This window comes from Rhodanobacter sp. MP1X3 (assembly GCF_014207165.1).
Classification (GTDB): Bacteria; Pseudomonadota; Gammaproteobacteria; order Xanthomonadales; family Rhodanobacteraceae; genus Rhodanobacter.
The window spans coordinates 161270-174946 of the sequence record NZ_JACHCO010000008.1; the positions used below are offsets into that span (position 1 = coordinate 161270).

Annotated in this window: 10 protein-coding genes; 5 read left to right on the plus strand and 5 right to left on the minus strand. The window is 59.0% G+C overall.

Features of this window, described 5'->3' with window-relative positions; translation table 11 throughout:
* Positions 1-6: 6 nt before the first annotated feature.
* The 3 genes from HDE79_RS18945 to HDE79_RS18955 form a co-directional block, all read right to left on the minus strand.
* On the minus strand, positions 7-1152 hold the full coding sequence (locus HDE79_RS18945; RefSeq protein ID WP_184604361.1) for a hypothetical protein: 1146 nt from the start codon (positions 1150-1152) through the stop codon (positions 7-9).
* 233 nt (positions 1153-1385) lie between these two features.
* Complete coding sequence (locus HDE79_RS18950; protein WP_184604362.1) at positions 1386-3038, minus strand: retropepsin-like aspartic protease; 1653 nt, start codon at positions 3036-3038, stop codon at positions 1386-1388.
* Positions 3039-3168: 130 nt separating this feature from the next.
* Positions 3169-3402, minus strand: a complete 234-nt coding sequence (locus HDE79_RS18955) for a hypothetical protein (RefSeq protein ID WP_184604364.1) — start codon at positions 3400-3402, stop codon at positions 3169-3171.
* Positions 3403-3925: 523 nt separating this feature from the next.
* Between HDE79_RS18955 and HDE79_RS18960 the strand changes: the two genes are divergently transcribed.
* Positions 3926-4654, plus strand: coding sequence for a hypothetical protein (locus HDE79_RS18960; RefSeq protein WP_184604366.1), 729 nt, complete (start codon positions 3926-3928; stop codon positions 4652-4654).
* Positions 4655-5397: 743 nt separating this feature from the next.
* On the opposite strand, the gene HDE79_RS18965 is transcribed toward HDE79_RS18960, so the two are convergent.
* Positions 5398-10437 (minus strand): putative Ig domain-containing protein, encoded by a 5040-nt coding sequence (locus HDE79_RS18965; protein ID WP_184604368.1) that lies wholly within the window; start codon positions 10435-10437, stop codon positions 5398-5400.
* A 592-nt stretch (positions 10438-11029) separates the two neighbouring features.
* Here HDE79_RS18965 and HDE79_RS18970 point away from each other — a divergent pair.
* From HDE79_RS18970 to HDE79_RS18985, 4 genes are all read left to right on the plus strand, one after another.
* Positions 11030-11563, plus strand: a complete 534-nt coding sequence (locus tag HDE79_RS18970) for a tail fiber protein (RefSeq protein ID WP_184604370.1) — start codon at positions 11030-11032, stop codon at positions 11561-11563.
* Between the two features lie 37 nt (positions 11564-11600).
* Positions 11601-12131: a tail fiber protein gene (locus tag HDE79_RS18975; RefSeq protein WP_184604372.1), complete on the plus strand. Its 531-nt coding sequence runs from the start codon at positions 11601-11603 to the stop codon at positions 12129-12131.
* 52 nt (positions 12132-12183) lie between these two features.
* Positions 12184-12717 carry a tail fiber protein gene (locus HDE79_RS18980; RefSeq protein WP_184604374.1) on the plus strand — a complete coding sequence of 178 codons (534 nt, stop codon included), beginning with the start codon at positions 12184-12186 and terminating at the stop codon, positions 12715-12717.
* Between the two features lie 68 nt (positions 12718-12785).
* Positions 12786-13283, plus strand: a complete 498-nt coding sequence (locus tag HDE79_RS18985) for a GNAT family N-acetyltransferase (RefSeq protein ID WP_343206004.1) — start codon at positions 12786-12788, stop codon at positions 13281-13283.
* Here the strand turns inward: HDE79_RS18985 and HDE79_RS18990 are convergent.
* Positions 13265-13549, minus strand: coding sequence for a hypothetical protein (locus HDE79_RS18990; RefSeq protein WP_184604375.1), 285 nt, complete (start codon positions 13547-13549; stop codon positions 13265-13267). The genes HDE79_RS18985 and HDE79_RS18990 overlap by 19 nt on opposite strands.
* Between the last annotated feature and the right edge of the window lie 128 nt (positions 13550-13677).

A 13677-nucleotide genomic window follows, 5' to 3' on the forward strand; every position in this document is an offset into this window, starting at 1 on the left:
ACCGATTCACATCGGAGCGACAGCCAACTTGCCCGCTTCGGTTAACTCGCCACAACGAAAAACGCTGTCCGCCGCAACGGATTTGGACCACGGGTCGGAATCCCAGGAAAAGTAGGTGAATCCAGCCAAACGCTTTTGTGCGACGACCGTTGCAAAGTTTGCGCGCATTTCCTTGACGAGCAGGGTGCGGCTCTCATCATGGATCGGGCACGTTGCACTTGAATTGGGAAATCCCCATTCCGTGATCCAGCATGGCTTGCCGCCACCGGCGCCTCGCGGACGACATTCGGCCATTGCTACATTCATGAAATGAGCGGTGCGCTGCGCCGCCGCTGACGAATTTCCAGGTTGGCCAGGCGAAGGATACGTATGCACGCCATACGCATCGACAAGCGAATCGAGGCCGTGCTGTCGAAGAAAGGTGAGGGTGGCCGATAGACCCACCATGTCTTCCTTTTTGTTGTTGTAAAGCTTGGCGCCATCCACGGCGTCAACCATGCCCGCGGAAATGATCGGTGTATGTCGATTCAACTTTGAATGATCGCGAACATCTTTCAGTACGGTTACTACTTTCAGGTACTGCACAAACCCTTTGGCGATTTGCTTGCCTTCCGGATCATTCGAAAGATCGGAAAGCGTAAACGTTTTTCCTTCGCCAGGTAGCGGAAATTCCGGATTAAAAGCGGCCCAATTTATCTCATTGCCCAACTCCACGCCGGCCAACCCAATGCCGTTGGCATCCAGACTGTTGAACAAGGTCTGGAAAGCGGCCTTTGAAAGCGTCGGATCGGCAGAAGACAGCGGGTGGCCGCCCCACATCTGCGGGAATTCGTCGGGTTTGTAGGGCCGCACCGGTGCATTCGGTGAGTATTCGGGGCTAACGATCAGCTGGATCTTGATCCCCTGCGCATACAGACGCTTTGCGAAATCGATACCTTTCGCATCGCTACTGATGCCACAGCGAATAATCCGCACGTGGGCAGTCTTAAGTTGCGCAATAAGTGCATTCTGATCGGCAACACTAGAGCGCAGAGGATTGACTGCATTCACGCCAATGACAACGGTTTGCGCGTGGGCTATGTCAAAAAGCGATAGAAGTGCCAGAGAAGCCGCGAGTAGGGTGACGGCGCGAACAATCCTTATTCCGAACATAGACGTTTTCCGATAGAAGATAGATGTCTAAATAAGAAGCATCCAGCGCGGACCACTACATCGGGCTCAATGCCAGCGTTCCTGTGCATATGTAAGTGCGCCGCATCGGAAGATAGCAGAATGGATCGGGGACATTTGAAAGTGAAACTCAGGCTACCCTCCATTCGCCGGGCCAAGTGTTTGGCTTAGCTCACGATCCGTCTCAAATGGGTTGTAACGAAGCGGCGGCTTACTCAATGTTTAGGGCTTTTAAATGGATTTGAAAAGTCCTTTGAGTTCGGAAACAGATACAGTTCATCTGCGGCATAGTTGGTCATTAGATGAAAGCGGCTGAAAATCGGTATACCCAAATTGCCTTTAACCCGAAGCGAATTCTCTGTAGTTGCGGCTTCCGCGGTAAAGTTCGTGGGTACGTCATGGAAAGTGAAATTCGCGAGGGATACCGTCCGTAGCGTAGCGACAACGACTGGTTTCTTGCCTCCAGCTCCGCCGGTTTCCGAATCTGTATGAGGCCGGTTGCTCAGAAGATGTTGTGGCTTCCAATACGAAGGGAAGAGATCAAGCGGAGATCCGTTGCCGAGATCAAAGAAAACAGGAATCGGTGATTTTCCTTCCACAGAAATGTCGAGTACGCGATTGCCCGCGATCGGTTTCAGAACCACGCGTTGAGCGCCTATCGGCACTTTGAACGAGTCTGGGGCGAGAAAGGCAATTCTTCGCTTCTCAAAGTCAATGTCTACAACGAAGGCGTTGAAGGCTTCTTGTCCAAGAATCGCTGCGATCGGAACGCCTACGGTCCGACCGATGGCATCGAGGTCTAACTTTGTCGCTACAATCCCGTTTATCCTTGCATTGCCGAGTTGGATTGAGATGCCTTTGCAAAGAGCGGCATTGTCCGATCCGCCAGCGCCCTCCATTCCAATCTCGCCAGAGCAACGGATGCCAGCGGCATCTGCAACCTCATGCCCAACAACTGTCGTTTCTGCTCCGCTATCCAGCAGAAGCATCGCCTCTCGTCCATTAACCCGTGCGGGTATGAAGATGCGTTTGGAATCGACGAATTTGAAGTCGATCCATCCACTCGAATTGGACGGAGATGAAAATGTCTTTGTGGCGAGGTCCTTGGGCCGATTCAGAAGTTCGATTGGAAATGCGGCATTCAGAACGACATGGCTGGCATGCAAATCCGTCTGACTGGCCTCGTTTCCCGATTTGACTTTCTGCGCAAATGGCTGCTGCACGCCCTGGATCATCTTCCAATCGGAATAGACAACAATACGGGAACGTCCATCCTCGGTCATGCGGATCGCACCGAGTTGACCCGAGGACGGCTGAATGAAGAAGTCAAACGTATCTTCGTCACCAAACGAAACTCGAAAGATATGCCATAGCGTCTTGTCGTAAAACTCGTCGGGCCTTGCGCTGACGCCCGCGTGCATTTCGCCAACGAAAATTCCAGCAAACAGCAGCGCCGATTCACGCCGCATCGTGGTCAATTCACTGTTCGACAGCGTGATCGCCTGACCGCTCAGGTTCGTCTTCCACCCGCCACTTTCAGCGACAGCAACAGCGGTCTGAATTGAGTCGAGGTCCTCGCGCTCCCAGTACAAACCTCGACGAGTCGTCCAGACTTCCTTCGTTCCAGGAAGGCCTCCATCGACGATGCTGCCGGATATATGCGCAGAACTCATTTTCTTAAATACAACGCCGCCCCGCCAAGTCAAGTACTGATCGACGGCTTCAATCTTCACCGGCCGAGCAACCGTCGTCGGTCCGGCTGTCACAACCAGTGCGATCGCGGGTGAAAAGGCCAGCCATCCTATAAGAATCAATAGGGCCGCCGATCTTGCAGATACGAGAGCTGCACGAACAGAGAACATGGCCATAGAAAATCTCACTTCGGGGATGCTCGAAGAGGATTTAAAGTTATCCCTTTGAGGATAACAAGCTAGACAAAGGGGGCTAGACAAAGGGCTCAGAGTCTGAGGCATCCTCACAATTCCCGGCGCCAGCCATTCACTCATTGAGCTGCTGGAAGCGTGTCCGCAGCGGTTGCAGCTTGTTGACCGCGAACACTTGAGCGACCGGAATCACTGAGCCGAAACCGGTCGTACCCGTTGACGCCAGGCCGAGCAGCTGCGGCGGCACGCGATGCGCGGCCTCAACTTTTCCTCGAGGATGGTGAGGGCGTGGATGGATGGTCGCCACGCCAACTGTGCGAGCGGTTACTACGCGTACCCAATGCCTCATGGCATGTTCTGGGATGCGTCCGACGTCCACGCCGGATCGATCCACCAGGTGCGATCAGGAACTGCTGATGATCCCGATCGTTGGGATAGCCATCGCATGCCAGGGCGGGCGAATGACATTCGATTCGTTGAGGAACTTGTTGCTGAAGAATCATCTCTGCGGCACGGTCCATCCAGCACGATGCCGCTGATATCGCGGGCGGGAATAAGACTTCGGACCTTTTGGAATCGACGAGTATGTCGTTAGCGCACAGCGGTTGACACCGTCGACCAGCGATAGCAGACTCGATGTCAAGGAGCGTAGAAACTCCTCTAACAGCGGTACCCACCTCCGACAAATCGGTGGGTTTTTTGTGCCTATGTGTCTTATGGGTACAACCGACGCGATGCCTGCGTCGGGAGGGCGGCTAATACAACACCCGCAAGGGGAATACGCCCGCCGTCTGTTAGCGGTTTCTAACCTCCCGACTTCCCGTCCGGCGTAACGCTGTGGACGGGCACTTCTACGGAATGAGGAGGCGGCCATGTCAACGTTCGATTCGGATGATCGGGAAACGGTGGGCTATTTTCTGCCGGAGGACAGCCAGCTCCGGCTGAAGAAGCTGCGCGAGTACGCCGAGTTCCTCTCGCATATCGCGCAACCGCGCACGCCGGACGTGCAGCAGGAATGGATCCCAGAGATCCATGTGGGGCAGGTGGCGATCTGCCTCGAATTGCTGGCGGAGCAGGTGGGTCTCGTGCTGAACGACCTTTCGTTTCCGGCCTACTGGCGCGAAAGCGAGTCAGCGCCTGCGGCCGACGTCGCTGCGACGCGTGACGCCGCAGAGGTGATGCCCAACGACGCGAGTGCGTGCTACACCTTCGGCATGACCCTCGATCAGGTCGATATGCTCAACCAGCTGATCGACATGATTACCGCTCATGGCGATGTAGTGAACGCCAGCCATGAAGCCGAGCTGGCCGACCACACGCTGTCGCTACTGGGGCATGCCATCTTCAACGACGCGCGCGCCGTACGCGAAATCATCCGCCAGGTGGAATCGCAGCAGCTCAACCCGACGCGCGGTTCGCACGCCGGCGTAAGCGAAGAGCAGGGCGTCTACCACGTCGCGCGAAAACGCTCTCGGGTTCACTGGGTAAAGAATGCAATCGCGAGTCAGATGCCGGTGTTGCCAAGGAGCGCGCCGTTCGGATCGAAGGCGTATAGTTTGGGGAGCTCGCTGCAACGGCGAGCTATGCGATGTACTCATTAACTTACGGGAAGAACGTTATGAAAATCGTTTCATCGTCTGCCGTGTTATCAGTGATCGTCGGTCTCGCTGCATTGGGCGTGAGTGGATATAGCGGCGGAGCTCAAGCTCGAGCTCAAATACTGCCTCCACCCAGCGTGTGTGTCTTGTTATATCAAAGTTGTATTAAAGATGGTGGTACCCGGGCGGAGTGTGCACCGCTGCTCGTGGGCTGCAGTCCTTAGTACTCAGTACTTTGTTCGACAACCTTCGTAGAAACTCAATCCACAAATAGAGCACCAAGTCTCTCCGTGCCGAGCGCAGAGAGACGCTTGGAAATTTGCAGGAATTAGTGGATAAACGAAGGGAATTGAAAGATGGTGGAGCAGAGGGTATGAGGATCAAACTGACCGCCTCCTAAATCTTGAACCGGCCTACGGTAGAGAGTAGCCCCCTCAAATGTCCGCTTCCACTCAGAGCGGACACTAGTAGGTTTCAAGTAATGGCTCGAACTCGAAGAGCATGTGCTCTGGAATGTCCAGACGTCCGTCTTCGTAGGCGCAGGTGAAGATTGTTTTGTCCACCACATGGGCCAAGAACAAAACTGGCCCCGGTACGTTTTTCTACCTGTAGCCAAACCTGCAGCAGCTCATTGTGGGCGCGACATGGGAGCAAGAGACACGTTCCTGTCGTGTACCCTTGGAAGATCGTAGCAGCGGGGCGAGTCACGCCGCGTTTGCAGTAGTAGCTTGACTCGCGTCCGTTCCCTACGGATCGAACTTCTTCTCCACTCCTAGCAGGATCGACTGGTTGTCCTTGCTCGTGTTGTCCAGGTAGTTCTCATACTCGGCACGGAACGTCCAGCCTTGAACGGTCTGCAGGCCTATGCCGGCACCAAGCAACGTGTGGTTGCGTGACTGATTGAGCAAGGTCGCCTGATATAGCGGTCCGCTCAGCAGATCGGCATAGCGCATCGTGGCTTCACTCGATCCCTGCATGTCATGACCGAACTCCGCGCGCAGCTGTGGAGCCCATACACCGTAGTCGCTCTTGACCGACCACTGCGCCAGCACACCAAGAGTACCTGTGCTGGTCTTGACCGTCTGCCGCTGATACGCGAGCGAATAGGTCGCGTCGCCGTGCTCGGTGTAGGCGTCGAGATTCGCGTGGGCCAGGTCCAGCCGCCCATAAGGCGTGAACAGCAGGCCGTCGTCGGTATGGTGTTCGTAACCGACCGAAAACGATCCGAACCATTGCTTGCCATCGCGATTGCCGAACACGGTGTTGCTGTCATCGGTGACATAGCGACGCGCATCGAACGACAGCCACTGATAGCCGAGCAATGCATCGGTGTATAGCGCCTCCGTCGGACGGAAGCTGGCGTAGATCGCCCCGTTGTAGCTGTTGACGGTACTTCGGCTGTCGTGCTGACCGACGTCCGAATCGTCGTGGCCATAGCCGGCGCCTACGCCGACCGCCAGTCGTTCGGTCACCTGTTTATCCGCACCCACGCTCAAACCCTGCGTCGTGAAGTCGACGCCGTTGTCGCTGGTGCCCGGCTGGGTCTTACCGAAGTTCACGGCACCGCCGGTCCAGATCGAGAAACCACCCAGCGTGGTGCCGCCGCCGCTCGGTCCCATCAGCGGACTGGTCGACGTCGGCGCGTCCGGCGAGACCAGGAAACGGGTCGTTCCGTTCTGGGTATCGTTGTTCAGATCGCTCATCGCGTCGGGGCGGCGCATGCTGTCCGCCGAGCTCGCGGTGATGCCGTTGCTGAAGCCACCACCACCACTGCCGCTGTGCAGTGCTTCCAGACGACGCTGGAAGTTGCTGATCTGCCCGATCGCCATGCGACGTGTGGCATCCGCCTGGGCATCGAGCACGCCGAGCACTTCAGCGTTCTTCGATGGATCACTGCGCAAGGTCACGTTGACGGTCACCGTACCCGGCGCAGAAGTGGCATACGCGTTGGCGAGCGTATAACGCAGCACCGCGGCACCACCGAACGTCGGTGCGGCCGTGTACGAGAGCATGTAGCCCGTGCCACTGGCTTTGATCGTTGCCGAACCGGCGTTAGCCGGCGAAATCGATACCAGCGTCGCCGCCGTAAACGGACCGCCGTGCGCGCTGGCGGTGAGATCAATCTGCACCGTCGAGCCGGCGGTCGTCGTGGCCCCGAGCGTGGGTGCGACCGGCACCGCATTGATCGTCACGGTGACATGCGCCGGCTTGGAGGCACCGAAAGGGTTAGACAGCGTGTAGTCGAAACCGACCGTGCCAGATGCATCGGCCGCTGCGATGTAGACCAGATCGGTGCCTTGGACGACCACCGTGCCGGAGGGCGGTTGTGTGGTGATCGCTGCGGCAGTGAAGGGTCCATTCGCGGCCCCTGTGGTGGCGTGCAACGTGACCGACTTGCCAGCGAGCACCGTGGCGGACTGCGCAGTAGCCACCGGCACGGCACCGGCAACGACCGTGATGGTTTCCGTCGCCGGCGCGGACGTGCCACCTGAGCCTGTCGCGGTGTACTTGAACGCATCGGCGCCGAAGTAGTTCGATGCCGGTGTGTAGACGATGCTCAGCCCGTTGACCGTCGCCGTGCCGTGCGCCGGTTGCTGTGTCACGGCGGCGCTGGTAATCGGCCCACCTGCGCTCGTCACCGGGATCGTCACGACGGTGTTGGCGTTGGTGCTGGCGGCGCCGTTAGAAACAATCGGCACCTGCTGTCCGATCACTATGGTGTAAGCCTGAGCGCCCGCAAAGTTGAATTTGTCGGTGGCCGTTACGGTGACGCTGAACGAACCGGCGGTCGTCGGCGTACCGGACACCACGCCAGCTGGACTGAGTATTAACCCGGCAGGCATCGAACCCGAGGTGACTGCATAGGAGTATGGGGCTGATCCGCCGGAAGCCGACAAGGTGGCCTGTGTGTAAGCAACCGCCACTTTGCCTTGCGGCAAGGTCGTAGGCGTCAGCGTGAGGCTCGGCGCATTCACCGTAAGCGTGTAGTTGCGGCTTGCCGAGAACGGCGCACCGGTGCCTGTACTACTGTCGTGGGCGGTGACGCTGACGACGAAGGTACCGGCCACGGTTGGTGTGCCGGCGAACGCACCCGTTGCGGGATCCAGGCTCAGGCCGGCCGGCAGCGCGCCGCTGCTGATGGAATACGTGTACGGCGCGGTGCCGCCAGTGGCGCTGAGGCTTTGCGAATAAGCCACCTCGGCGGTCGCCACTGGCAATGTCGCCGGGTTCAACGTCACGGTCGGCACGGCGATGGTCACCGTATAGCTTTGCTGGCCGGAACTGCCATTCGCATCGGTGGCGCGCGCGGTTACGTTGAAGCTTCCGGCTGCCGTCGGCGTACCGCTGAGCGTGCCGCTGCCGCTCAGGTTCAGGCCAGCGGGTAATGTGCCGCTGATGATCGAGTAGGTGTACGGCGCAATGCCGCCACTGGCCGTGAGCTGGGTCGGTGTGTAGGCCGTACCGACACCACCGGACGGAAGCGTCGCGGGAGCGAGCACGATGGTGGGCGCGGCGACTGTCACCGTGTAGTTGTTGGTCTTGGAGAACGGACCGCTACCGGTGCTGCTATCGGTCATCGTGATCGAGACGGGGAAACTGCCCGGCTGGGTCGGCGTGCCCGACAACGTCGCCGTGGCTGGATTCCAGCTCAGACCGTTCGGCAGCGTGCCGCTCAGCACGAACGTGTACGGTGCGGTGCCGCCGCTGCCGGCGAAACTCTGCGAGTAAGCGCTGCCATATGGCGCATTGAGCGTGCCGGCCGCCGGCGTGAAGTTCAGCGTCGGCGTATTCACCACCAGTGAATACGTGGCGCTGCCGGTATTGGTGTTGGCATCCGTCGCGGTCACGGTGAAGTTGGCCGTACCGCCCGCCGTAGGCGTACCGGACAGTGCGCCGCTGCTATTAAGCTGCAATCCAGCCGGCAGATTGCCGCTGGTGACTGCAAACGTATAGGGCGCCGTGCCGCCGGTTGCACCGACGCTCTGACTGTAGGCCGTACCGATCGTAGCCGCGGCTACGTTGGCGGGTGTCAACGTGATGGTCGGCGCACTTACCGTCATCGCGTAACTGCGGGTGCCTTGGTAGGTACCGTTGCGGGTGGAGTCGGTGGCGGCGACCGTGAAATTGAAGGTGCCGCCAGCGCTCGGCGATCCGCTCAGGGTTCCATCGGTGCCCAGCTGCAGGCCGGGCGGCAGAGCGCCGCTGGCCACGCTGAAGGTATACGGTGCTGTGCCGCCTTGTGCGGCGAGCGGCTGCGAATACGTCACATGCAGGGTCGCCGTGGGCACGGTCGCCGGCGTGATGGTGATCGTCGGCGCGGCGACGTTCGGCGAATAGGTACGCGTCGCGGTCGTGCCGGCGGCGTCGGTGACCTGGACCGTGAAAGTCGCGACACCGGTGGCGGTGGGCGTACCCGAGAGCGTGTTGCCGAGCAACGAAATCCCCGGCGGCGGGTTGCCACTGCTGATCGCAAACGTATAGGGCGGGTTGCCGCCGCTGGCTGCCAGCGTCTGGCTGTAGGCCACGCCGGCGACCGGATTGGGCAAGCTGGCCGGAGTGATGGTCGGCACGCTCGGATTGATCGTCAGTGTGTAGCTGCGATTGCCCGAATAATGCGTGCCGCCGCTGCTGTCCGTGGCGGTGACGGTGAAGTTGAAATTGCCATAGACAGTCGGCGTGCCGCTGAGCGCGCCGGTGCTGTTATTTACGGTCACGCCTGTGGGAAGCGAGCCGGCGGACACCGCGTAAGTGTAAGGTAGGGTGCCGCCACTCGCGGTGATGGTTGCGCTATAGGCTGCTCCTTGCGTGCCGGCTGCGAGCGTGGTCGGCGTCAGCACGACAGTCGCCGGTTGCACTGTGCCGCTGTAGGCGAGCGAGCCGGTGCCGGCGCCGCCATCCTGCACGCCGATCGTGAAACTGTAGCTGCCGCCGGCCGTCGGCGTGCCGGACAGCACGCCGGTCGTGGTGGACAGGCTCAGGCCGGCCGGCAAGGTACCCGCGCTGATGCTGAAGGTATAGGGCGATACGCCTGAGCCGCCGCTGGGCGTGATCGTCTGGTTCACCGGCACGCCGACGGTCAGCGTGCCGAGCGTGGACGGACTCAGCGTGATCGGCGGCACCGCGTTGACGGTCAGCGATGCGGTCACCGTGCCGAAGAAAGTAGAGAGGCCGGTGGTGCTGTCTTGTACCGTGAATTTAAAGCTGGTCGTACCGACCGCAGTGGGCGTGCCGGTGATCAGGCCGCTGCTGGAGAGGCTGAGGCCGGCGGGCAGACCTGACACCAGCGCGTAATTCGAATAAGGTGGCGTACCACCGCTGATCGACAGTTGATAGCTGTAGGGCACACCCACCGCTGCCGCAGGCGGCGGTGCTGCTGTCAACACCGGTTCGGCGATGTTGCCCGAGTAATTCTTGTTGACGCCGAGCGCGGTCGGCGTGGTCGAATCGGTCACGACTACCGCGATCACGAACGAGCCGGTGCCGGTTGGCGTGCCGGAGATGGTGTTGGTATTGAAGGTCAGCCCGGGCGGCAACCCAGTGGCCGAAAAAGTGTAAGGTGCCTTGCCGCCGCTGGCGCTCAGGGTCTCACTGTAAGACTGGCCGATCACCGGCGTAGGCAGCGATGCCGGCGAAACCGTCAGCGGTGAGGTGACCGGCAAGACGGTAACGTTGAAGACGATCTCACCGTTTTCGTCGTCGTACACGGTGAAGGTATCGCTAAGTGCGCCGAGGCCATCGTTGACATAGGTGACCACGCCGGTGCCGTTTCCGCCCGTCGGATTCACAGTGGGCACTGATCCATGAGACGGAGGTACGGGAAGGCCATCCAGGCCCAATTGGGAGCAACTGATAAGGCTGACCGTAAAGGTGCCGCCGGCTGCCACGGTCTGCGTCTGCGTCGGCGGACATTCGGTGCTTGGCCCGCCGGCGTGCGCTAGGTCTGGCCACAACGGGCCGCAAGCAATCAGCAACAGCATCGTCAGACGCGCAAGCAAACTGGATGGACGATACCTACTCATCTTCAATCGAAGATGGGAGAACCTGCCTGCACGCGCCATGGCGCGCTCAAACAAACGATTCAACATATTGGCCCCGGTTCCCTGTTTTCTACAGCGTTTGACATCATTGCGATGTCACTGCAGTAACGAGTCCGGGAGACCTTGGTAGTCGAGCGCTCCCTGCCTCGACCCGCGACAAGCCTTCCAGCTTTCGTTATTCCCCAGTCTATTGAAGCAGGGAATTGGCACAAATAACAGTGCCTGTAAATATTTACGAAACTTGCTTTTTACGCAAGAAAAAATGTCCTTGTAAGTGCGACAAGCCTGGAGCACATTTAGCGCCGCGCCGGGGAAGCGCATCCTACAGGGGGGAATATCAATGGCTCAGGTCTATCTCGGGCAAATTATGCTCGCGGGGTTCGGTTTAGTGCCTCGCGGCTTTGCGGCCTGCAACGGGCAACTATTGCCCATTAGTCAAAATCAGGCACTGTTCTCATTGCTGGGAACGCAATATGGCGGCGATGGCCGAACCACCTTCGCATTGCCCAATCTGCAGGGGCGAACGCCGGTAGGCGCGGGGAGTTCCGTCGATCCCGCCTGGCAGCCTACGCCGTATGTGCAGGGCGAGCTTGGCGGCGTCGAAACGGTCACGCTGCTGTCGCCAAATCTTCCGCCGCATACACATACAGCGCTCGGCTCGACCAATGCCGGCGCGGTCAAGAATCCAACGAACGCGTTGTACGCCGGTAGCGGATCGGAATCGATCTATGCGCCGTCCTCGGGACCGCAGGTACCGCTGAACGGCCAGACGATCGGGCTCACGGGTGGCAATACGCCACACGCGAACATGCAGCCTTATTGCGTACTTAATTTCAATATCGCGTTGAACGGCATTTTCCCGTCGCGTAATTGACACGTTTCCGCATCCAAGTTCGCACTGGAGCCAAACCATGAGCACGCCTTATCTCGGAGAAATCCGGCTGTTCGCTTTCCCACGTATTCCAAGCGGCTGGTTTGCCTGCGATGGCAGCCTCAAGCCCATTGCGGAATACGAGGCGCTTTACACCTTGCTGGGAACCACTTTTGGTGGTGACGGCATTAATACGTTCGCCGTTCCCGATCTGCGCGGGCGGCTTCCGATAGATATGGGAAGGGGGGCTGGTCTGACACCACGCGCTCTCGGCGAATCCAGCGGTACTGAGAACGTGACGCTGCTATCGCCTAATCTACCGTCACACAGTCATACCTTTATGGCGACGACCTCGCTGGGTACGACGAACGCGCTGTCGAGCAGCGTTGAGTTGGGTACGGTCAGCGGCGATCTCATGTATGCCAAAGACCTCACTGGCGCTCATGCATACGGCATGTCTCCCACGGCAATCAGCGCAACCGGTGGCAACCTGCCGCACGACAATACGATGCCGACGTTGACCGCATCGTTCTGTATTGCCTGGGCCGGCATTTACCCGTCGCAGGGTTGAATCGAACACATGGATCGAACCGCCGCGATGCTAAAATCTTGAGGAGAACGATGTGACCGAACCTTATTTGGGCGAAATCCAGTTGTTTGCATTCAACTTCGCGCCTGTGGGATGGGCGTTGTGCAACGGTGCGACCTTGCAGATCAGGCAGTTCAGTGCGCTGTTCTCGCTGATAGGAACCTACTACGGCGGCAACGGAACAACCACCTTCAATCTGCCCAATCTCATCGCGCGAGCGCCATGCAGCCAGGGCACGGGGCCGGGCTTGAGTCCGCGCACTGCCGGCGAGACTTTCGGGGAAAATGGGGTGACGCTCACCCAGACCACCATCCCTTCGCATATCCATAGCTTGAATGTATTCAATCAACCCGATACGACCAAGCGAAGTGCGTCGCCCGCTGCGAATTACGCACCGATACCGCCGGAAAATGTAAACCCGTTCGTAAGCGGCGTAACGCCCAATACCAGCTTTGCGCCGATAACGATCGGTGTGACCGGCGGCGGACAGCCACATGAAAATCGCCAGCCTTATCTCGCGTTGAACTACTGCATCGCTTTGCAGGGCGTATTCCCAAGCTTCGGTTGAACGGCGTGGCGCTACCTTCATTCCCAGACGCGCGTGGCGATAGGCTGCGCGCGTCGGCGGAACTTGGTGTGCGCGCTATCACCTTGCGTCCCATTGTGGATGCTGATATTCCATTCCTGCGCATGCTCTACGCGCAGACGCGCGCCGCCGAACTGGCGCCCGTGCCATGGCCGGCCGAGTTCAAGCAGAAGTTTCTGGACGACCAGTTCGACTTGCAGCATCGCCATTACGTCGGCTTTTTCGCTAACGCGGATTTTCTGCTGATCGAGCGTCAGGGCGAACCGATCGGACGGCTATACCTGCTGCGCGAACCGCCCGGATTCCTCATCATCGACATCGCGCTGGTCGAAGCGGCCCGGGGCCGGGGAATTGCCAGTGCGTTGATCACGCACGCTCAATCCACTGCCGCCTCGCTTGGGCTAGCCATGAGCTTGCATGTGGATCGGCGCAATGCCGGTGCACGTAGCCTCTACGAACGATTGGGTTTCGTGGTGGTCGACGACGAGGGCGAAAATTCTTCGCACCTGGCCATGCGCTGGTCAGCGGATCAGTTGAAGACCGCCTGATAGACCACTCCCTTCGCATTCCGGTCGATAGGCACGAGGAAGACTCCGAACTCGCCAATGCTGGAATGCCTTAGCTGGTAAATGCTTTGTGGCATAACTTCCGTTCCCTCACAAAAGAACAGGAGACTAAAGGGCTGACGGGAAGTTGATGACGTGCCTAGCGGCTTTGCTTCCACCAACACGAAGGACAGTGATTCACTATTACGGGTGGCCGCAAAGATCTCGTTGAGATGCGGCAAGAAGTGATGCAGCTCAAGATAATTCATAGGGCTTCCCCGTGTCAGGCCGCATAGTGGCTTGCGCAAGTTTAATGCGCAAGACGGCCAGCGCTTGATCACAGCCAGCTACTTATTGGAGAGGCGTTCTACCCCGATAACACGGACACTTTGCCCCC

Excerpts from the sequence above, each read along its gene's own strand:
- HDE79_RS18945 (WP_184604361.1), bottom strand. The coding sequence starts at position 1,152 with ATGTTCGGAATAAGGATTGTTCGCGCCGTCACCCTACTCGCGGCTTCT.
- HDE79_RS18950 (WP_184604362.1), bottom strand. The coding sequence starts at position 3,038 with ATGGCCATGTTCTCTGTTCGTGCAGCTCTCGTATCTGCAAGATCGGCG.
- HDE79_RS18955 (WP_184604364.1), bottom strand. The coding sequence starts at position 3,402 with ATGAGGCATTGGGTACGCGTAGTAACCGCTCGCACAGTTGGCGTGGCG.
- HDE79_RS18960 (WP_184604366.1), top strand. The coding sequence starts at position 3,926 with ATGTCAACGTTCGATTCGGATGATCGGGAAACGGTGGGCTATTTTCTG.
- HDE79_RS18970 (WP_184604370.1), top strand. The coding sequence starts at position 11,030 with ATGGCTCAGGTCTATCTCGGGCAAATTATGCTCGCGGGGTTCGGTTTA.
- HDE79_RS18975 (WP_184604372.1), top strand. The coding sequence starts at position 11,601 with ATGAGCACGCCTTATCTCGGAGAAATCCGGCTGTTCGCTTTCCCACGT.
- HDE79_RS18990 (WP_184604375.1), bottom strand. The coding sequence starts at position 13,549 with ATGAATTATCTTGAGCTGCATCACTTCTTGCCGCATCTCAACGAGATC.